Origin of the sequence: Dyadobacter subterraneus (assembly GCF_015221875.1) — a bacterium.
Taxonomy (GTDB): Bacteria; Bacteroidota; Bacteroidia; order Cytophagales; family Spirosomataceae; genus Dyadobacter; species Dyadobacter subterraneus.
In genome coordinates, this window is the sequence record NZ_JACYGY010000002.1 from 744803 (window position 1) to 765300 (window position 20498).

The 20498-nt window shown below is 39.8% G+C and carries 16 protein-coding genes and 1 pseudogene; 14 read left to right on the forward strand and 3 right to left on the reverse strand.

Annotated features, from left to right (window positions below; translation table 11 throughout):
• Positions 1-74: 74 nt before the first annotated feature.
• The 13 genes and pseudogenes from atpD to IEE83_RS28575 all read left to right on the forward strand — a co-directional run bounded on the left by atpD (position 75) and on the right by IEE83_RS28575 (position 13867).
• Positions 75-1595: a F0F1 ATP synthase subunit beta gene (atpD, locus tag IEE83_RS28515; RefSeq protein WP_194124150.1), complete on the forward strand. Its 1521-nt coding sequence runs from the start codon at positions 75-77 to the stop codon at positions 1593-1595.
• An 81-nt stretch (positions 1596-1676) separates the two neighbouring features.
• A complete protein-coding gene (gene atpC / locus IEE83_RS28520; protein ID WP_090340768.1) occupies positions 1677-1919 on the forward strand; it encodes an ATP synthase F1 subunit epsilon in 243 nt (80 codons plus the stop codon).
• 160 nt (positions 1920-2079) lie between these two features.
• Positions 2080-3420 carry an APC family permease gene (locus tag IEE83_RS28525; protein ID WP_194124840.1) on the forward strand — a complete coding sequence of 447 codons (1341 nt, stop codon included), beginning with the start codon at positions 2080-2082 and terminating at the stop codon, positions 3418-3420.
• A gap of 37 nt (positions 3421-3457) precedes the next feature.
• A pseudogene (gene tnpA / locus IEE83_RS28530) lies at positions 3458-3918 on the forward strand (IS200/IS605 family transposase).
• Positions 3919-4564: 646 nt separating this feature from the next.
• Positions 4565-6994, forward strand: a complete 2430-nt coding sequence (locus IEE83_RS28535; RefSeq protein ID WP_194124151.1) for a TonB-dependent receptor plug domain-containing protein — start codon at positions 4565-4567, stop codon at positions 6992-6994.
• 196 nt (positions 6995-7190) lie between these two features.
• Entirely contained in the window at positions 7191-8891 is a 1701-nt protein-coding gene (locus IEE83_RS28540) for a tetratricopeptide repeat protein (protein WP_228102113.1), read from the forward strand.
• Positions 8881-9711, forward strand: coding sequence for a lipoprotein insertase outer membrane protein LolB1 (lolB1, locus tag IEE83_RS28545; protein ID WP_194124153.1), 831 nt, complete (start codon positions 8881-8883; stop codon positions 9709-9711). Before IEE83_RS28540 ends, lolB1 begins: the two co-directional genes overlap by 11 nt.
• Positions 9712-9805: 94 nt before the next feature.
• Positions 9806-11146, forward strand: a complete 1341-nt coding sequence (locus tag IEE83_RS28550; RefSeq protein WP_194124154.1) for a murein hydrolase activator EnvC family protein — start codon at positions 9806-9808, stop codon at positions 11144-11146.
• A gap of 102 nt (positions 11147-11248) precedes the next feature.
• Positions 11249-12067 (forward strand): 3-methyl-2-oxobutanoate hydroxymethyltransferase, encoded by an 819-nt coding sequence (gene panB / locus IEE83_RS28555; RefSeq protein WP_194124155.1) that lies wholly within the window; start codon positions 11249-11251, stop codon positions 12065-12067.
• 54 nt (positions 12068-12121) lie between these two features.
• Positions 12122-12853, forward strand: a complete 732-nt coding sequence (locus tag IEE83_RS28560; RefSeq protein ID WP_194124156.1) for an RluA family pseudouridine synthase — start codon at positions 12122-12124, stop codon at positions 12851-12853.
• A gap of 6 nt (positions 12854-12859) precedes the next feature.
• A complete protein-coding gene (locus IEE83_RS28565; protein WP_194124157.1) occupies positions 12860-13168 on the forward strand; it encodes a DUF6787 family protein in 309 nt (102 codons plus the stop codon).
• Positions 13169-13289: 121 nt separating this feature from the next.
• A complete protein-coding gene (locus IEE83_RS28570; protein ID WP_310588636.1) occupies positions 13290-13559 on the forward strand; it encodes a type II toxin-antitoxin system RelE/ParE family toxin in 270 nt (89 codons plus the stop codon).
• An 11-nt stretch (positions 13560-13570) separates the two neighbouring features.
• Positions 13571-13867: a HigA family addiction module antitoxin gene (locus tag IEE83_RS28575; protein ID WP_194124158.1), complete on the forward strand. Its 297-nt coding sequence runs from the start codon at positions 13571-13573 to the stop codon at positions 13865-13867.
• Positions 13868-13887: 20 nt separating this feature from the next.
• Here IEE83_RS28575 and IEE83_RS28580 read toward each other — a convergent pair whose 3' ends face one another.
• Both IEE83_RS28580 and IEE83_RS28585 read right to left on the reverse strand, forming a co-directional pair.
• Positions 13888-15318 carry a DUF5723 family protein gene (locus IEE83_RS28580; RefSeq protein WP_228102114.1) on the reverse strand — a complete coding sequence of 477 codons (1431 nt, stop codon included), beginning with the start codon at positions 15316-15318 and terminating at the stop codon, positions 13888-13890.
• A complete protein-coding gene (locus tag IEE83_RS28585) occupies positions 15315-17240 on the reverse strand; it encodes a RecQ family ATP-dependent DNA helicase (RefSeq protein ID WP_194124159.1) in 1926 nt (641 codons plus the stop codon). Before IEE83_RS28585 ends, IEE83_RS28580 begins: the two co-directional genes overlap by 4 nt.
• A 161-nt stretch (positions 17241-17401) precedes the next feature.
• Between IEE83_RS28585 and IEE83_RS28590 the strand changes: the two genes are divergently transcribed.
• Positions 17402-18676 (forward strand): D-alanyl-D-alanine carboxypeptidase/D-alanyl-D-alanine-endopeptidase, encoded by a 1275-nt coding sequence (locus IEE83_RS28590; protein ID WP_194124160.1) that lies wholly within the window; start codon positions 17402-17404, stop codon positions 18674-18676.
• A gap of 7 nt (positions 18677-18683) precedes the next feature.
• On the opposite strand, the gene IEE83_RS28595 is transcribed toward IEE83_RS28590, so the two are convergent.
• The gene (locus tag IEE83_RS28595; RefSeq protein ID WP_194124161.1) at positions 18684-20381 is read right to left on the reverse strand and encodes a hypothetical protein; all 1698 of its coding nucleotides are present in this window, start codon (positions 20379-20381) and stop codon (positions 18684-18686) included.
• Positions 20382-20498 lie beyond the last annotated feature (117 nt).

The window sequence follows — 20498 nt, forward strand, 5'->3', positions numbered from 1 at the left end:
TGGTACTGACCAAATTATCTCCTACTTTTGCGGTTCGAAAATAACCTCTCATAGACTATACTAAAATTCTTATAATGGCAAACGCGACAAACTTAGGAAAAATTACGCAGGTAATTGGACCCGTTGTAGACGTATCATTTGAAGACAGCGAACGCATCCCGGCTATTCTTGATGCATTAGAGGTCATCAAATCAAACGGTCAAAAAGTAATTCTTGAGTGTCAGCAGCACTTGGGAGAAGACAGAGTTCGTACTATCGCGATGGATAGTACAGAAGGTATGTTCCGCGGGATGACGGTAACTCCGCTTGGTTCTCCAATCACAATCCCGACAGGAGAATCAATTAAAGGACGTTTATTCAACGTAATTGGAGAGCCTATTGATGGTCTTAAAGCAGTAGACGCAACAGACAAACGTATTTCAATTCACCGTGGAGCTCCTAAATATGAAGATCTTGCAACGGCTACGGAAGTACTTTTCACAGGTATCAAAGTGATCGATTTGCTTGCTCCTTATGTAAAAGGTGGTAAAATCGGTTTGTTTGGTGGTGCTGGTGTTGGTAAAACAGTATTGATTCAGGAATTGATCAACAACATTGCAAAAGCATATGCTGGTCTTTCAGTATTTGCAGGTGTTGGAGAGCGTACCCGTGAAGGAAATGACTTGATGCGTGAGATGATCGAAGCTGGTATTATTAAATACGGTGACGATTTCAAACACAGCATGGAAGAAGGCGGATGGGATATTTCAAAAGTGGATTACGAAACTTTGAAAGATTCACAGGCGACTTTCGTGTTCGGTCAGATGAACGAGCCTCCTGGAGCACGTGCACGTGTTGCCTTGACAGGTCTTACAGTTGCTGAATATTTCCGTGACGGAGACGGCGAAGGACAAGGACGTGATATCCTTTTCTTTATCGATAATATCTTCCGTTTTACACAGGCAGGTTCTGAGGTATCAGCTCTTTTGGGTCGTATGCCTTCGGCGGTAGGTTACCAGCCAACGCTTGCTACTGAAATGGGACAGATGCAGGAACGTATCACGTCTACAAAACGTGGTTCTATTACATCTGTACAGGCCGTTTACGTACCTGCGGATGACTTGACGGATCCAGCGCCAGCGACGACATTTACTCACTTGGACGCAACAACGACGCTTTCTCGTAAAGTTGCTGAAAAAGGTATTTATCCTGCTGTGGATCCACTAGATTCAGTTTCTCGTATTTTGAACGCAGAAACATTAGGTGATGCACATTACGACTGTGCTCAACGTGTGAAAAACATTTTGCAACGCTACAAAGAATTGCAGGATATCATCGCGATCTTGGGTATGGAAGAATTATCTGACGAAGATAAACTGGTTGTATCACGCGCTCGTCGTGTAGAACGTTTCTTGTCACAACCTTTCTTTGTGGCTGAACAGTTTACAGGTCTTAAAGGTGTGTTGGTAGACATCAACGATACAATCAAAGGTTTCAACCAGATCATGGACGGATCATACGATCACCTTCCTGAAATGGCATTTAACCTTGTTGGAACTATCGAAGATGCTCAGATCAAAGGTGAAAAAATGATGGCAGAAGCTGCTAACAGATAATCACAATATTGATTAACAGCTGATAGCGCGATATTTTATCAAAGCTAAAAGCTGATTGCTAACAGCCAAAAGCCAATAAATATGCATTTAGATATCATTACCCCAGATAAAAAAGTATTTGCCGGAGAAGCAAATGCTGTTACTTTACCGGGTACCGACGGACAGTTTCAGGTATTGAATAACCATGCTCCGCTTGTAAGCTCGCTTAAACGCGGAGACGTAGTTGTCGATATCAGTGGCGCCAAAACAACTTATACCATCGACGGTGGTGTGGTTGAAGTACTGAACAATAAAGTTTTGGTTTTGGCTGAGGCGGTTTTGTAGGGTAAAAACGATAATTTTTTAGTAGGGTACACGCTTCCGGGCTTGTACCCTATTTTTTTGCTTACCTTGTCAATCTCCATTTTGACTAACAGTGGTACGGTAGCACTGACTTTCCGAAACTTTGACTATTTTCGGAAAAGCACTTTTCCTGATCACTCCTATGACGCAACCTTCTCCCAAAAAAGAATTACTCAAAATACTCGGTGTCGGCTTTGGTATTGCCGTAACGATCGGTGGTACAATCGGAACCGGAATTCTTCGAAAACCAGGACCTATCGCAGCGCAATTGGGAGAACCCTGGCTCATTATGGGCGTGTGGATTGCAGTCAGTTTGTATGCTTTTCTCGGAACACTTTGTACGATAGAACTTGGAACTTCTGTACCAAAAGCAGGCGCCTGGTATGTGTATGCACGTCGCGCTTTCGGTGATTATGCAGGATTTGTGGTGGGAATAAACAGCTGGATGGGCACTTGCGCGGCTTTAGGTTTCGGAGTTTACACGATGAGTGAATATTTGGCACTTTTGATTCCATCACTTTTAGGTTACGAACCATATGTCGCAGCTTCTATATTATTAACTCTGACTGGAATACATTGGGTCGGCCTTGCCTTGGCCAGTACTTTTCAAAATGTCATGAGTTTCCTCAAAGCCGTTGGTTTATTCACTTTTGTGGCTGTTTGTTATATTTATGGAAAAGAAATTTCCTCCGCCGATGCCAGCTTAACAACCAGCAAAATCATCCAGAACGGCAGCATTATCGGTCCGATTATATTTTCTCTCCAAGCGATTTTCTATACTTATGATGGCTGGCATACAGCTGCTTACTTTACAGAAGAAGACGAAAATCCAACTAAAAATCTCCCAAAATCGATGATTGGCGGGGTTTTGCTGATCATCATTATTTATCTTCTTTGCAACCTCGCTATACTTTACATTTTACCAATGAATGAATTAGCCAATTCCAAACTTGCCGCTGCGGATGCGATTAAACTCATATTTGGCGAAGGATCCGCGAAAATTGTTACAATCTTTTTAATGGTATCGATTCTCGGTATTGTGAACGCACAAATGCTCTTTAATCCAAGAGTTTTATATTCCATGAGCCGCGATGGTTTATTCATTAACGCTGCAACCTATGTCAATAAAGGAGGAACACCGGCACTTGCAATGCCAATAACAGCAGGAGTTGCTATCATTCTTATTCTGGTAGGAAAAGAGGCTTGTGAAAAACTTTCAGATATCGCAACGTTCTTTTTTGTTCTTGGTTATACCTCCGGATTTGCTTCTTTGCTTATGTTAAGAAAAAAAGAACCACTTTTGGCTCGTCCCTGGAAAGTACCGGTTTATCCGTTTTTGCCCATTTTGATGCTTATTATTTCCTTGGCTTTTTTAGTTGCAGCGGTCGTTCAGGATATTTCAAGCAGTAAATTTTCGATCTTATTTTTAATACTTAGTTATCCTATTTTTCTTGCGGTACAGCGTTTGAATCGAAAGAATTGATTATTATTTAATTAACACACACTAACTTAATATTGATATGGCTGGTACATTTTCACAAATGTATGTTCAGGTGGTTTTCGCTGTAAAAGGCAGAGAAAATTTAATAAAAAGGAATTCAGGGCGGAGCTTTTCGAATACATTGCCGGTATTATTAAAGGCAAAAATCAAAAGCCAATTATTGTTAACGGAGTTGGTGATCATGTACATATTTTTATTGGACTTCGCCCATCAATGTCTGTCTCGGACCTGGTAAGAGATATCAAAAACAATTCTTCCAATTTTATCAATTCTAAAAACTTTGTGAAAGGCAAGTTTTCCTGGCAGGAAGGTTTTGGCCCATTTACTTATGGACAATCACAAATCGATTCTGTTTTTAAGTATATTAGTAACCAGGAAGCACATCATCAAAAGAAAACTTTTAAGGAGGAATATATTGATATGCTTGCGAAATTTCAGGTTAAATACGATGAGAAGTATTTGTTTGATTGGATTGAGTGAATGACGATTTCAAATCATTTGGAGTGTGAGTGGTTAGTTAAGCAGGTTATGCCACCCGTTCCGGGTTTTGGTTTCTCGCATTGATCTATTTTCTATAATAATATCATCCCTTCGGGATTTTGGATCTCAATGAGGAAAGGATTTGCGGAGATTATTTTTTCAGAAAAGTGCTTTTATTAGCATTTATTTCCTGAAAGGCTGGCACAAAATCACAACATTTAATCTAAAAAGTTTAAAGTGCAAAAATCCCGAAGGGATGACATTATTATAGAAATGTAATTACTAGCAATTATTTAAATCCTGAAAGGGTGACATAAGAAACCACAATCAAGATCTTTTAATCTTAAAAATCGAATGGCCAAAATCCCGAAGGGATGAAATTATTATAGAAAATGTGTCAACGGGCTTTTTATTAAACCCTGAAAGGGTGATATAGGAGATCAAAACCAAAACCTTTTAATCTTAAAAATTGAATTGCAAAAATCCCGAAGGGATGACATTATTATAGAAAATGTATCAACGAGCTATTTATTAACCCTGAAAGGGTGACATAGGGATCACAACCAAATCTATTTATAATTCCAAAATATAATCATGATAAAACCACACTTCTAACCTTTCATAACAAATTAAAAATTCATCAGCCATGCCCTTCAAACTCACCTTTCTAAAAATCACCACACTTATTTTCGCCATTTTTCTGCTCGCTTCTTACAAATGGGCGGAAGACGATTTTTCAAAAATAATTCTAACGAGATTACAAGAATACCGCCGCATTTTCCCTCAGGAAAAAGCTTATCTGCATCTTGACAAACCATATTACATAACTGGTGACACCCTTTGGTTCAAAGCATATCTGGCCGAAGGTTCCGTACATTTCGCAGATAGCGCAAGTCAGGTTCTTTATGTCGATTTGATTGATAAAAGGAGTGGAAAAAATATAGCGTTGCGGAGGGTGAAACTTGACGGAGGTTTTGGAAACGGAGATATTCCCCTAACGGATGACTTGCCAAAAGGCGCTTATACCATCCGTGCTTACACAAACTGGATGCGCAACTTCCAGGAAGATTTCTTTTTTCATAAAGACATATATCTTTTTAATGATGACGTAGATAAACCAGCCAATCCTGCCTCAGCGCTTGATGTTCAGTTTTTTCCCGAAGGCGGACAACTTGTTGCCGGCCTGAGCACCCGTATAGGATTTAAAGCTATTGATGAATCTGGTTTAGGAACGGATGTCAATGGCTATATTCTAAACCAGAGTAACGATACTATTGTCCCTCTGAAAAGTGAGCATTTAGGAATGGGGAAATTTCCCTTTACGCCAGTCGCTAACCAAAAATATACTGCTTATCTGAGAAAGAACTCAGAGCCTTTTAAAACATTTAACCTCCCTGAGGTTAAGCCGGAAGGATATATCATGATGGTCAATAACCTGACTACTTCGGATAAAATGCGTGTGCTCATTTATGCCAACTTCCCCGATAATTCTGATAAAGAAGTAAATATTATTGGACATACAAGAGGTTTGGTTGCTTTTGCAGCCAAAGGAAAAGTGTCAAAAAAAGGTTTACAGCTTAACGTTCCCACATCAGCATTTCCGGATGGTATTACCCAACTTACTCTTTTTGATCATCTAAATCAGCCCGTTTGTGAAAGAGTCGTTTTTATAGATCACGGAGATCGTCTTAATGTTAAAATTAATACAGCAAAAAATACATACAAATTAAGAGAAAAAACCGAGGTTGAATTAATGGTCACAGACAGCGCCGGTGCGCCGGTTGAAACCAATTTGTCAGTAGCCGTTACAGATGCAGGCCAGATTGCCCAGCAGCCATTTGACCAGAACATTGTTTCTTACCTTATGCTTTCTTCTGACCTGAAAGGTAATATTGAGCAGCCCGCTTATTATTTTGATCAAACAAAAGAAGACCGGAAAATTAAAGTTGATGTACTGATGATGACTCAGGGATGGCGCCGGTTTGATTGGAAAGATGTTTTACAGGAAACCCATACAGCACCAGCCCGTTTTGTTGAACAGGGTTTTTCCATTCAGGGAGAAGTAAAACGTTCTAAAAAACCTGTCGAAAATGTGATGCTGTCCGTTTATCTTACTGGTGATAGTATAAATACTTTTCTAACGACAGAATCAGGAGCAACAGGATTGTTTTCGCTTGATAATCTGGTTTTTAAAGATTCCTTAAATGTCCGCCTGCAAGGCATGAGTCCTAAAAACAGGGATATGCTCAATATCCTGGTAACTCCTTTTGACCCGCCAAAATTCACCATTTCCCGAATTCCATTTTACCCCATTACTGTTGACGCCTTGCAAATGGCCGCATATTTAAAAAGAACGGAAGAGTATCTGGCAATTGAAAAGAAAATCCGGGATAGCAGGGAGAAACTTTTAAAAGAAGTAACAATCCGAGGACAAAAAGAGGCTCAGCGAGATACAAGGAAATTATACAGCCATGCGGATGCAACCATAAAAGTATCTCAAATGACCACGGGAGGCGCTATGACTGTACTTGATATGATTCAGGGACGTGTAGCAGGAGTGGTCGTTTCCGGGTCCGGTTCCAATGCTACAATTCGAATCAGAAACAGTAATACGGAACCGACATTTTTACTTGATGGCGTGCCTACGGACAAGGCTTTAATCACTTCCCTCAATATTTTTGATGTTGAAACAATTGATGTGCTAAAAGGTACCTCCGCGGCTATATTTGGAAGTCGTGGCGGCGGAGGTGTCATTTCAGTTTTGACAAAACGTGCCAATGTCAATTATGATTATTCCAAAGATGTTGTGCCGGGTGTAACTGTTTCCAAAATCGCTGGTTTTAATACTCCTCGCGAATTTTATACACCCCGTTATGATTTGGATCTGCCTAACAACAATGTTCCCGATTATCGGTCGACAATTTTCTGGGCTCCACTACTTAGAACGGACAAAAATGGCAAAGCAAAATTTAGTTATTTTAATACTGATGCAACAACAAATGTGACGATTCGGGCGGAGGCATTAACAGCCTGGGGTATACCGGGTTCGGGAGAAGGAGGTTATTCTGTACGATAACTGAGTTTCTTACAAGAATATTTTATAATATCCGTTACTATTGAAGATCAGGCGGGAATTTCTGCCGGGCAACCCCAAAAAATTGGTACCTTTGCTGTTTATATTGAAATAGCCGGTCTGCCTTAATTCCTGATAGGCAACAAGATAAAATATGAGGATAGAATTATTTAGGATATTCTTGCTTACAAGCCTGTTAATGGCTGTCGGAATTATGCATGCCGATGCACAGCGTCGGACTAAAACGCATGAAAAGGAAAAATCTGCACCAGAATCTGCATTTCGGCTTGAAGAGGAAACACTTACCTCAGAAGGTATGAAGTTTATGATGACGGATCAGCCAGCCCGGGCACTTCCGGTTTTTGAACAGATTATTAAAAAAAGTCCGGCGGACGGAGCAGGATATTACTTATTAGCAACAGCTCTTCTAAAACTTGACAGACAGGACGACGCCCTGATTCCTGCTAAAAAAGCATATGAGCTTGATAAAACCAATCCGTTTTACGCTCAGCAACTGGCAGAACTTTATGCTAAAAAAAGGAAATACACGGAAGCCGCGCAAATCTACGAACCACTTGTAGCCAAAAATCCTGAAAACCTTGAATATGGAATTGAGCTCGCTGCTGTTTATGTTTTTAATGAACAGTTTGATAAAGCAATCCAGACCTATAATCTTCTCGAAAAGTCGATCGGTGTGACCGAGGAAATAACTCATCAGAAAGAACAGCTTTATTTGAGAGAAAATAAACTGGACAAAGCGCTTGCCGAGGCAAAAAAACTGATTGATAACGAACCAGGCGAAGCAAGTTATCGGGTAGAAATGGCCGAAATGCTGATTGCGAACGATAAAATTTCTGATGCGATCTCGCCATTACAGGAAGCTTTAAAAATTAATCCTGACGAAGCGCAGGCACACGTTCTGCTGGCAGATATTTATCGTCGCAATGGAGATATACAAAAATGTAATCAGGAATTAAAACTGGTTTTCGCCAATCCAAATCTGGATGCTGATCCTAAAATCCGCGTGCTTTCAGGCTATTTGAAAATGCTGAAAACGGATGAAGATAAAGATGAGGCACTGGTACTTGCCAAACAATTGGCAGATACACATCCAAATGAAGCCAGGACAAATGTTATTTACGCCGATCAATTGATGCAGCGTGGGAAAAAGGAGGAGGCGCGTGATATGTATGCGAAAGCAGCCAGAATCGATGGTTCCGTATATGAAGTATGGGGTGCGGTTATTCAACTGGATGGAGAATTAAACCAGGTTGATAGTCTGCTTGCTCATTCTGAAAAAGCACTTGAAATTTTCCCGAATCAAGGCCTTTTGTGGTACTCCAACGGAACGGCTCTTTTGATGAAAAAGAATTATAAACAAGCCATTTCATCTTTTGAAGAAAGTCTGAAACTGATTACAGACAAGCCGGATATGATCCCGTATATCCATGCGCAGCTTGGTGATGCTTATAACGGACTTGGTGATAATGCAAAATCTGATGCCGCTTATGACCTTGCTTTGCAAGAAAATCCAGACAACGACCACGTTTTAAATAATTACAGTTATTTCCTTTCCCTGCGTAAGGAAAAGCTGGATCTGGCGTTAAAAATGTCAGAACGTCTGGTGCAGCAGCACCAGGATAATGCCACATATCTGGATACTTACGCCTGGGTATTATACATCAGAAAAGATTATAAAAAGGCAAAAGAATCACTGGAAAAGGCGATTCAGGATACATCCAATATTAGTGGCACGATTGTTGAACATTATGGAGATGTACTTTTTAAGCTGGGCGAGCGCGATAATGCGGTGGTTCAATGGAAAAAAGCCAAAAAAATGGGAGAAACAACTGAACTACTGGACAAAAAAATAGCAACCGGAACATTACATGAACAATAAGATTACGGTATGGTTCCTGGCTTTGGGCTGTATTTGGTTTACTTCATGCCACAAAAAACATCTTGTAAAAGGAACATCAAGGCCAACGCTTGATTCCTCCTTTGTAATAAAAGATTCTTCAAAAAAAGATTCAGTAGCTGCAAATACAATTGCGCCTGTGACGGTAAAAGAAATCGCATTTGATTATCTTTTGACAAAATCCAAATTTTCATTTCGCAGCAGCACGCAGGATTTCGACAATACAAATGTCAATATCAGAATAAAAAAAGACAGCCTGATCTGGCTTTCTGTGACGGGTGTTGGCTTTGAAGTAGCACGTGGTTTAATCACGCCGGATTCGATTGTTTTCGTTGATAAATTTCATAAGGAATATTTCGTTTTCACTTACGCGCAGCTTAGCAAACAATATAATTTCGATCTGAATTTTAAACTTTTACAGTCGATTATTATAGGAAATCTGCCCTTTGCACCCACAGCTGAGGCAAAATTTTACAAAGAAAATGAGTTTGTGATTCTTCATCAGGAGAATGCCCGGATCGTTTTAGATAATTATATCGACGAAAAAAATCTAAAACTGCAAAAGCTTAAAGCGGTTGAAGTACCTACAAAAAATACGTTTGTGCTGAATTATGAGGATTTTAAAGATGTAAATGGTTCTCTGTTTCCCTTTGGCAGTCAGATTAATCTGGATGTTCAATCTCAAAAAGACAGACAATTCTACCAGACAACCATGCATATCAAACATAACAAGGTAGAATTGGCAAGTAAAAATCCGGGATTCCCATTTAGTATACCTTCAAGTTATACCCGAAAAAGGTAAAAATCAGATTCTCCACTTATTATAGGCACAAAAACGTGAAGTCTGCTTAACTTTACGCGCCCTTTAAGGTATTTTGGCAGCAAGAAAAACAAATATGCCCTTTCATCAACCGAATTATCGCCGTTTATTTCTGGTACTCACGATTTTGTGCTGTACGTCTTTTAACGTATTTGCTCAAAAAACCCGTGAACAACTGGAACGGGAAAAAAGTGAAAACCAGAGCAAGATGAATGAAATTCAGAGCATTCTGAAACAGACATCTTCTCAGAAAAACGTCAACCTTGGTCAGTTACGCGCACTGAATCAGCAAATCAATAACTTAAAAAAGAAGATTGATCTGCTTTCAGATGATATGGCTATCCTTGATAAGGAACTTAAAACGCTTGAAAAAAAGCGTCAGGTTTTGGCTAATGATCTGGGTAAGTTAAAAGCCGAATATGGCGACATGATTTATGAAGCGTCAAAGAGGAACGTGTATCTGAATCAGTTGGTTTTCCTGTTTTCATCAGGGACTTTCAACCAGTTTGTTTTACGTTACAAATATTTAAAACAATATACGGACGCCAGACAAGGACAGGTTAAGCAAATGGAAGTTTTGGAAAAGGAATTGATGGCCGAACGCCAGCGTATTACTTCCAAAAAACAACAGCAGCAAACAGTACTGGTCACTCAGGTTTCAGAAAATACAAAACTTGAAGGCTTGAAAACCAAGCAGGATGAAGTTGTAAAAGAATTATCCCAAAAGGAAGTTGAACTGCGAAACCAGTTAGCCGAAAACCGGAAAGCGACTAATTTATTGGAAGCCAATATTCGCCGTATCGCCGAAAGAGAGAAAAAAGAGCGTGAAAGAAGAGAAAGAGAAGAACGTGCTGAACGTGAGGCAAAAAGAAAAGCGGAACGCGAACGTGTAGCGCGTGAGAATGCAGAAAGAGAGAAAAAAGGAGAAGCAAAAGTTGTTGTTGAAGAACCCAAAGAAGAGCCTGTTGTTTCATCAAGCGGGATGAGTGATGAAGAAGTTACGCTTGCATCATCATTTGCAGCTTCGCAATCACGGTTGTCGTGGCCAACGAGAGGATTTATTTCCGGCCACTTTGGACAACGTCCGCATGCTGTTTTGAAAGGTGTAATGGTTGATAATCTTGGGGTTGATATACAAACAAATGCAGGTGAAACGGTTCGCTCAGTTTACGACGGCGTTGTTCTGGATGTAACGCAAATGCCGGGAATGGGCAATGTTGTAGCCATTCAGCATGGAAATTACATGACTGTATATGCAAAAATGTCGGGTGTGACTGTTCAGGCCGGACAAAAAGTAAAAGCCAGAGAAACCATTGGACGCGTTGCAACGGACGGAGACGGGACTTCTGAACTTCAATTCCAGATCTGGAAAAGTACATCGCGCCTGAATCCGGAAAACTGGCTGATAAGAAGGTAGTTTTTTAATGATTAATTGTAAATGGTTAATTGTTAATGCAAGAACATTAACAATTAATAATTAACCGTTAACCATTAACCCTAACCAATAACAATTAAAAAAATGTCTGTACATAGTTCTGATATAAAACGCGTTACGACCCACATCATTCAGGAAATGAAAATGCGGGGCGAAAAAATATCCTGTTTGACCGCTTACGATTATTCAATGGCCGGTATCGTGGATGCCGCCGGTGTTGAGTTAATTCTTGTAGGAGATTCGGCTTCCAATGTGATGGCGGGTCATGAAACGACATTACCCATTACGATTGACCAGATGATCTATCACGCGTCATCCGTTGTACGTGCGGTGAAACGTGCATTGGTAGTAGTGGACCTTCCGTTTGGTTCTTACCAGGGAAATTCGGGAGAAGCGCTGCGTTCTGCGATCCGTATTATGAAAGAATCCGGCGCACATGCGGTGAAGCTGGAAGGCGGACTTGAAATTAAGGAATCTATAACGCGGATTTTAAGTGCCGGCGTTCCGGTTATGGGACATTTGGGACTTACGCCGCAGTCGATTTATAAATTTGGTACTTATACTGTTCGTGCCAAAGAAGAAGTCGAAGCTAAAAAGCTTTTGGAAGATGCCAAAATGCTGGATGAAATTGGTTGTTTTTCAGTGGTTCTGGAAAAAATTCCTTCATCACTTACCAAATTGGTCTCGGAAAGTATTTCCATTCCAACGGTTGGAATAGGAGCAGGGCCGCATGCAGATGGACAAATTCTTGTTTTGCATGATGTGCTGGGTATCAACAAAGGGTTTAAACCACGTTTTCTTCGTCAGTATGCCAATTTAAATGACATCATGAACGAAGCGATTACAAATTATATTAAAGACGTTAAAGGCAAATCTTTTCCAAACGAAAAGGAGTCTTATTGATCACCTCCCTTTTGTTATCTTGATAAGAAAAACAAAAGTTTAAAACAGAAAATTATGGCAAAGCGCCCATTTCAAATTATATATGAAGACAATCACTTACTGATTGTCAACAAAGAACCAGGTATACTTGTTCAGGGCGATTCCACGCGCGACAAGCCTTTACTTGAAATGTTGAAGGAATATATCAAAGAAGAGTACGACAAGCCGGGAGCTGTATTTTTAGGAACAGTGCACCGTCTGGACCGCCCGGTGAGTGGTTTGGTCGTATTCGCAAAAACGTCGAAAGCGTTGGAAAGAATGAATGAAATCTTCCGTAAACGCGATGTACAAAAAACATATTGGGCCGTTGTAAAAAATCGTCCGCCGGAAAAAAAGGGGAAACTTGTTCACTGGCTTATCAAAGATGAGAAGAGAAATGTAACAACGGCTTACGATTACGAAGTTCCGGGATCGCAGCGTGCTGAACTTAGTTACAGACTTTTGGGTGATGTAAATAAATTCAATTTGCTTGAAGTTACTCCGGTAACCGGCCGTCCGCATCAGATACGTGTTCAGCTTGCTTCAATGGGTTGTCCGATTCGTGGGGATTTGAAATATGGTTATCCAAAAGCAAATCCGGATGCGGGCATTAACCTACATGCCCGTCGCCTTTTCTTTGAACATCCTGTAAAAAAGGAGCCGATTATTTGTAAAGCAGGACTTCCAAATGATCCGTTCTGGGAAGAATTCCTTCCATTGGATACCGAAATCATCAAAGCAGATCACTTAGGATTTTTATACGAATAAATTTCTATGATTGAAAAGTTAAAGCAGCGCTGGAATGTCAAAAATGGATGGGATGTCTTAATCATTTTACTGGTTTTTGCCTGTACCGGATTTTCCATTTTATACATTAAGCGCGCACTTTTTAATCTTGTCGGCATATCAAAAGAAACATCGCCTTCCTGGCTTCTCTGGACTGTGAATATTCTTATTATTTTACCTCTTTACCAGGCCGTTTTACTTGCCTGGGGCTGGGTTTGGGGCCGATTTTCTTTTTTTTGGGAATTTGAGAAAAGGATGGTTCGAAGGATTGGGAGTTGGTTTGGGTGGAAAGGATAAACTTCATATAACAATTAGCAGTCAGATTTACTCTTCAATTGATTAACTTCTAAATTAAAAATATTTGCTAAAATTGTAACCTCTGGGGTTTCACTGTATATTTGTAAAAATAATTGAAACCATTGTACATAAAGGGCTTAGGTTACTTTCGGAAAAGAATAATTCTTCGAAGCTACCCGCTGAACAAGTGGAAAAGATCAAACGTATTTTGTCGGTTTTAAATACCGCAAAAACACTCGATCCGATCAAAGCAATTCCAGGTTATCGGTTACATGAATTAAGTGGAGATTTAAAAGGATTTTGGGCAGTTTGGGTTACAGGCAATTATAGAATTGTATTCCGCTTTGAAGAAGGTAATGTATACGAAATTAATTACATTGACTATCATTAAGAGATATAGTTATGGAAAGTGAAATGAAACCAGTGCATCCTGGTGCCGTTCTGCGAGAGGATGTTCTAAAAGAAATGAAAATATCCATCACAAAAGCGGCAAAAGAGCTGAATGTGAGCAGGAAACAGTTATCAGAAATTGTTAATGAAACAGCTTCTATTTCTGCTGAAATGGCAGTGCGCCTTGAAAGTGGTTTTGGAATAACTGCTGAATTTTGGCTGGATATGCAGAAAAACTTCGACATTTGGAAAGTCAAAAGCAGTGGCCGTGTCCAAGGCATTCACCGTATTTTATCGCAAGCGGTATAAAAAAGTGTCGTTATAAATTGTCACTTCTTCTTCCACCCCTTCAACTTCCAGGCACTCACGCCAACATAAGCCATACTCCCTTTTGCTCCGCTTCCGTTTTTATTAATCAATCCGTTAATATTACTAAATCCAATAAAAATCGGCCCGAAATGTGCCAAGGCTCCGATGGCTACTTTTTTGTTTCCCTGAATAAATGAGATTGGAAAAGCGAAGTCAGAATCCTCATCTTCAAAACGCGGCGTGATTGTAAAAACATTTGGCTGCGCTACGTTCAATACGTTATCTGTTAAAGATTTAAAGCGTTTTGTTTGAGATAAAGTGACAAAAAATCCTTTCACCAATTGAACATCTGCCTCCCAATGCACTGCTTGCGGTAATTTTACCTTACTATTAAAAGTCGTATCAGAACTTGCCGGATATAAATTCATTAACCCATCTGCACCTTCATTTCCGATTATTTCTAATTCTTTTTGACCGATAATCGTTTGTTCCTGTTGCCCGGCTATCATCTGACTTCCGGTTGTTTTGTATTTTATTGATCCGATATCGGTTAAAGAAGCTGCCAATCGCAGAATATATTTAGGATTCTGATCAAATGCTTCATCTTTATTTTGCCAGTAATTACCTAATTCATACGTCACACCCAGATCATAACCCCAGCCTGCCGCGTATTTATCAGAATTGAACAAATCACCTAACTTCAATTTTTGGTTTTGCTGACTATATCCCGTTTCATAGGAAAAATTATTCAAAACCAGTTCGCTTTCGTCCTGCGATCCAGTAACTTTTCTAACCTGGAAATTATCAACTGAACCTTTTATATAGCCAATTCTGGCTCCGAAAACTCTTTTCGCCGTAACTCCAACGCGGAATTTATGTGCATCCAGATCCAGCAATTGTACGCCATAAGACACACTCATTTCTGAAAAGCTTTGCTGTACAAGATTGAATTTCCCCCAATCAGTCGTGGCTACATTGTCCTTTCCGGTATCAAGCCGTTTGAAATAAAGATTTCTGATATCATCAGGAACATTATTACCCGTTACAAATCCTCTGGTTCGAAATTGAATTGCTACACCCTGATATTTCCCAATCGAAAACATAGCCGATGGCCAGCGGATTTCACTTGTCAGATAAATCGGATCTTTATCCGTCAGCGAGCCCATAGTCCGCGAACGGCCATACAATTCATCTTTGGAATGTGCGGCAAGAAGCGGATAGAATAAGGAATTTTTACCTAAAAAAACAAAATACCGATGATTGATACTGCTTCCAATCGTTCCAATATTTACCTGCCATTTAAACTTTGAACCGCCAATCGTGGATGGATTTTCGGTTGCCCGGTAAAGTCCACCATAATTACTGGCAGCTAGCCCAGGAATTTGTTGTGCGGAAACAGATTTTACTATGAATCCTAATAGTAGTGTGAGGTTGTAGATTTGCTTTTTCAAGAATGATATTTGCTGTTTAAGGTTAGTTTCCCAACCTGGTCATAATTTATAATTTCTTCATCAATAAGGTATCTTAACGTTTGGAGGAAAGGTTTTTCAGCCACATTTTCAAATATCTGGCTTAAAGCACGAGGAGTTACCGGACCAAAACTTTTTAAATAAAGCAAAATCTGGTTACCCAATTCTTCATCAATTTCCGGACGCGGTTCATTCTTTTTATTTTTCAGACAAACATCACAAACACCACAATCTTTTCCATCCATTTCATTGAAATATTCCAGTAAAAGAATGGTCCGGCAACGGTTTGTGTTCGACGCATATTGAATAACTGCCCTTGCTTTTTGCCTGTCGCGTTCTCGTCTTCTTTCAATTTCAAAAACATTCAACGGTAATAACGCCGCGTCATATCTTGGCGTCAAAAAAGTCAGCTGCGGTTTGTCTCTTCTTGGTTCATAATCCACAATACCGCGCTCTTTGAGAAACGACAATTTTTTTAAGATTTCCGCTTCCGGTACAAAGTAAATCTGAGCCAGTTCGGTTTCTGAAATCTTTTTATATTCTGTAAAAAGTTCTCCGCCATAAATCCGGAGCAACAATTTTACAAACGAATCATACTCCGGATTACGTATCTGAAAATCGTATAATTGCCGGTTATCAACTTCAAAATGCAGTCGCGCCGGGTTGTTGAAATTTTCACTCAGTTGAATAAAACCTTCTTCTTCAAGCAGTTTTAAAGCGTAGTGGGTTTCATTAACCACTAGTCCGAATACACCCGTAAAGTTTTGTATATCAAAATCATATCCCGAAAATTCTCCTCCGCCAACATGAATTTTATAATAGTTTGCCAGTGATTGATAAACCCTTCTTAAAACATCCATTGGCGGATATTTTTTCTCTACATTTTCCGCCAGTTCTTCTAAATCAATTTTATTGAAAAGCGCCACGGCAAAAGCTTTTTTCTCATCACGCCCTGCCCGGCCAGCTTCCTGGTAATAGGCTTCCAGGTTATCCGGCAAGTCAAAATGAACCACAGCACGCACATCGGGTTTGTCAATTCCCATACCAAAAGCATTGGTGGCTACTACAACCCGAACCTGATTTTTCAGCCACGCCGTTTGTCTGTCCGATCTTTCTTTAAATGGTAAACCTGCATTATATCCCGCCGCGCGAAGACCTTGTTTTGTGAGCCAATCCGCCAGTTCTTTGGTACGTTTTCTCGTTCTCACATACACAATTGCAGTACCCGGAACATTTTTAAGAATCTGTAATAATTTTCTTTCCTTATTTTCTTCTAAAAAAGTTGAGTACGACAAATTTGCTCGCGCAAAAGATTGTCTGAAAACCCGAACGGGCTTCATTTCCAGTTTATCAATAATATCAATCTGAACCTGTTCTGTGGCCGTAGCTGTCAGAGCCATCACCGGAACTTTGGGAATTAATAATCTGAATTCGGAAATTAACAGGTAAGACGGACGGAAATCATAACCCCAGGCAGAAATACAATGTGCCTCATCAACCGCCAGCAAACAAATTTTCATCTGCTTGGTACGCTCAATCATAATTTCCGTACGAAGTCGCTCTGGCGAAACGTATAGAAACTTCGTTTGTCCGTGAATGCAGTTGTCGAGCGTAATGTCAATTTCATGCTTGTTCATACCCGAATGAATCGCTGCCGCCGGAATATCACGTCGTTTCAATTGTTCAACCTGATCTTTCATAAGCGCTATAAGCGGCGTTACCACGATGCAAACACCTTCCATCGTCATGACCGGAACCTGAAAACAAATCGATTTTCCGCCACCGGTTGGCAGCAGCAAAAGTGTATCATTGCCATTCAAAACCGACCGGATCGCCTCTTCCTGTACAGGCCGAAACTGGTCGTAGCCCCAGTATTGTTTCAGGACAGCTTGAAGGTTACTCATAGTATGCGTTTACGAAAGACTAATGCTAACAACGCGCAAATTACTAAATTCAATGGAGTGATCGTTTCGAAAAAATTCTAGCGGGTTAAAAACTAAGGTCGCGCTTTCTTCGTTTTTTAGCCGAAACTACTAACTTTACAGTCTATTTTTAACAGATTTTTATGCGCACGCTCCTCTTTCTGATTACTTTATTTTCATTATCTGGCTGCTCGGTTTCACATTATTTAAAGCATGAAATAAAAAATTCCCCGGTTTTAAGTCAGCAGCATACCGGTGTTTCAATCAAAAATCTGACAGGAGATAAAGCACTCGCTTCATATCAATCTGATAAATATTTCAATCCCGCTTCCAATACAAAATTATTCAGTTTTTACGCCGGATTATGCGCATTGGGCGACTCTTTGCCTGGAATTGAATATCTGGAATGGGGAGAACTATTGATTATCCGCGGAACGGGCGATCCTTCTCTACTTCATCCGGATCTTCCAAAAAGTGCCGTTATTGATTTTTTGAAAAGCAGAAAAGAACAAATATTTTTTTCCCCCGTTAATTTTAAAGATGAAAGATACGGGCCAGGCTGGGCATGGAGCGACTATAACGATTACTACCAACCAGAACTTTCTTCCATGCCGGTTTATGGAAATATCGTCCGTTTCACCGGTATAACAGATAAAATTTTTAAAGTCAGACCAACATTCTGGAGCAAATCCATGGTGGCTGATACGTCTATAAGAGGAATCAAAAGAGAAGAATTTCAAAATTCATTTCACTATTCTGAAAAGGCAGTGGCATCCGGAAAATCGGTTGACATTCCAGTCCGCATGTCCGATCAAATTACCGTTCAGCTTTTGAGCGAGGCTTTGAAAAAGGAAATTAAGCTTATTCATATTCCGCTTAGTATTGAGCTGAAAACAGTTTACAGCATTCCGTCAGATTCTTTGTATCGACGTATGATGTATGTGAGCGACAATATGCTAGCGGATCAGCTGATGCTCATGTATGCCTCTGCGAAAGGTTTGCCTCTAAACAGCGAGCAGGCTATTCAGCATATGACAAAAAATTATCTGAGTGATTTGCCGGATAGTCTGGTTTGGAAAGATGGTTCAGGATTGAGTCGTTACAACCTTTTTACGCCAAGAACAATTACGGCTTTATTACAGAAAATTTATGCAAAAGTACCGCAGGAACGTTTGTATAAAATTCTGCCAAATGGGGGAAGTACCGGAAATCTTCGGAATTCATTTAAAGGTGAAGCACCTTTTGTTTTTGCCAAAAGCGGAAGTTTTAGTAACAATTACAATTTGAGCGGATATCTGGTTACCAAAAAAGGTAAAACCATGACTTTCAGTTTCATGAACAACAATTTCGCCCGTCCAATGTCAGAAGTCCGGAAAGAAGTGGAAAGGATTTTAACTGAAATCCATCGTAAATTTTAGTATTGAATTATTCCTCTTTCCAGGTTTTTCCGGTACAATAAATCGTATTTATTCCTCCTTTTCTAACCAAAAAATAAATCCTGTAAAATCCAGGTTCAATCGTCGCGGTGTGAAAAGATGCATAGGCACCTTTGTTGAAATACATTAATCTGCGAAGTGTTGTTTTAATCGGAACGGCTGATTGGCTCTGTGGAGCTGCGTAGGTATGATCGGGAGATTTTAAGATTACATAAGCGCCATCTGAATAATCTTTTTCTGCCTTGAAAAAGTCATTTTCAAAGTTTATAATCAAATAATTATCTTCTTTTTTGACGATATCAGGTTGATAAATTTTCGCGCATGTTATCGAATCCGAAAGATTTCGGGGATTCCATCCTTCCGCCAATGGATCATCGGAACGATAATAAGCACGTATTTTTTCAAAATGTGCCTGATCCATTGAAAACATTTTAATACCCAACCAATCTGCATTATAGCGCGCATTAAATTCCTGAACAAGGGCCATACGGCGATTATTTATAGCTAATACAAAATTGCTATCCAGAATTACCAGATTTAAAAGCATTGTTAAAGGCACTAACGCAGTTACAGCAACCCGAAGCAGAGGACGCGAAGTAAGTGACAACACGCCAAAATATAAGGCAATACACCAAAGCGTTGAATACATGCGATAACGCCCCTTAAACATTCCTTCAAAGGTGTCTGTCGGGATGCGTTTGTAGACCAGAGCCAAGGTTGTAATCGCTACAAAAGCCAGAATTCCCAAAGAAAATAATGCACCTGAATTTGTGTAATCCGTTTTTCGCCAGGCTGCGTTCCAAAGTGAGATGTATTGTTTTCGAAATAAAAACAATACTGAAAATATCAGGATAAACCCGAAAACTACGGCTGTCATTAAAACCGCAGAAGATCCGTCATAAGCCGAAATCGTCGCGATGGAGCCAATGAATCCGAAGTAGCCAAGAAAACCCTCCTTCACCTGTTTGGGATCAGAGAAATTGAGATTTTGGGTGATTGGTGTGAAATCAATAAAATAGATGACTGCAATAACGGCAGTGACAAAAACGGTTATAAAAAAATCCCTTTTCCGTCCCATCAGCCAGGCAATCAGACCAATTACCGGAAAAACCATAAGGCCATTTCCATAAGTAAATGTGGCGATGGTGGCGAAAATGATCGCGATATAATGTTGTTTGGGATTATGTGTGGTGAAGTAAATAGCGCTTAATACAAACAATAAAACGCCATAATTACAAAGCGAACTAACACCCCAGAAAATGTTTTCAAAAGACTGGATATTAAACCAAAGCCACATTACCGGAACGAAATACCATAACGATAAACGCAGTTTTTTAAAAGCACTATAAAAAACATAAGCACAGCCAGCCCAGCAGATATTGGCCACAATCATCGGCCAAACCATATTTATTCTTCCAAAAAATGAGTGAAGCAAAAGAATTATGGAGCGCGAAAAAACAAGGCGGTGTTCGGGAAAAAGCTCTGTAAGTCGACGCCAGCGGTCCGGCCAGGAGGCATCTTCAAATCCGGGAATAATTCCTAAAATCAATATATCATCAAATGCTACATAATTGACATTAAGCGCGATGACTTTGAAAACAAAAATATAAATTAGTACCGGAACCAGGCAAAATACTAATGCCAGCCAGGTTTTAGTCCTCGCAAAATCCAGAAAAGCTTTGAACATAAATGAAGTGACTTCTATTAATAAATGCTGAAAATAATTAATGCTGTATTTTCAACTTTTATCTTGTTGATTTTAAGCTAATGGCTAAAAGCTAATTGCTACGAGCTATTTACAAGC

Bases quoted from the DNA above. Each gene is read 5' to 3' on its own strand.
- IEE83_RS28565 (WP_194124157.1), top strand. From the start codon at position 12,860: ATGATTGAAAAGTTAAAGCAGCGCTGGAATGTCAAAAATGGATGGGAT.
- lolB1 (WP_194124153.1), top strand. From the start codon at position 8,881: ATGAACAATAAGATTACGGTATGGTTCCTGGCTTTGGGCTGTATTTGG.
- IEE83_RS28585 (WP_194124159.1), bottom strand. From the start codon at position 17,240: ATGAGTAACCTTCAAGCTGTCCTGAAACAATACTGGGGCTACGACCAG.
- IEE83_RS28595 (WP_194124161.1), bottom strand. From the start codon at position 20,381: ATGTTCAAAGCTTTTCTGGATTTTGCGAGGACTAAAACCTGGCTGGCA.
- IEE83_RS28560 (WP_194124156.1), top strand. From the start codon at position 12,122: ATGGCAAAGCGCCCATTTCAAATTATATATGAAGACAATCACTTACTG.
- IEE83_RS28540 (WP_228102113.1), top strand. From the start codon at position 7,191: ATGGCTGTCGGAATTATGCATGCCGATGCACAGCGTCGGACTAAAACG.
- IEE83_RS28575 (WP_194124158.1), top strand. From the start codon at position 13,571: ATGGAAAGTGAAATGAAACCAGTGCATCCTGGTGCCGTTCTGCGAGAG.
- IEE83_RS28525 (WP_194124840.1), top strand. From the start codon at position 2,080: ATGACGCAACCTTCTCCCAAAAAAGAATTACTCAAAATACTCGGTGTC.
- IEE83_RS28590 (WP_194124160.1), top strand. From the start codon at position 17,402: ATGCGCACGCTCCTCTTTCTGATTACTTTATTTTCATTATCTGGCTGC.
- IEE83_RS28535 (WP_194124151.1), top strand. From the start codon at position 4,565: ATGCCCTTCAAACTCACCTTTCTAAAAATCACCACACTTATTTTCGCC.
- panB (WP_194124155.1), top strand. From the start codon at position 11,249: ATGTCTGTACATAGTTCTGATATAAAACGCGTTACGACCCACATCATT.
- atpC (WP_090340768.1), top strand. From the start codon at position 1,677: ATGCATTTAGATATCATTACCCCAGATAAAAAAGTATTTGCCGGAGAA.
- atpD (WP_194124150.1), top strand. From the start codon at position 75: ATGGCAAACGCGACAAACTTAGGAAAAATTACGCAGGTAATTGGACCC.
- IEE83_RS28550 (WP_194124154.1), top strand. From the start codon at position 9,806: ATGCCCTTTCATCAACCGAATTATCGCCGTTTATTTCTGGTACTCACG.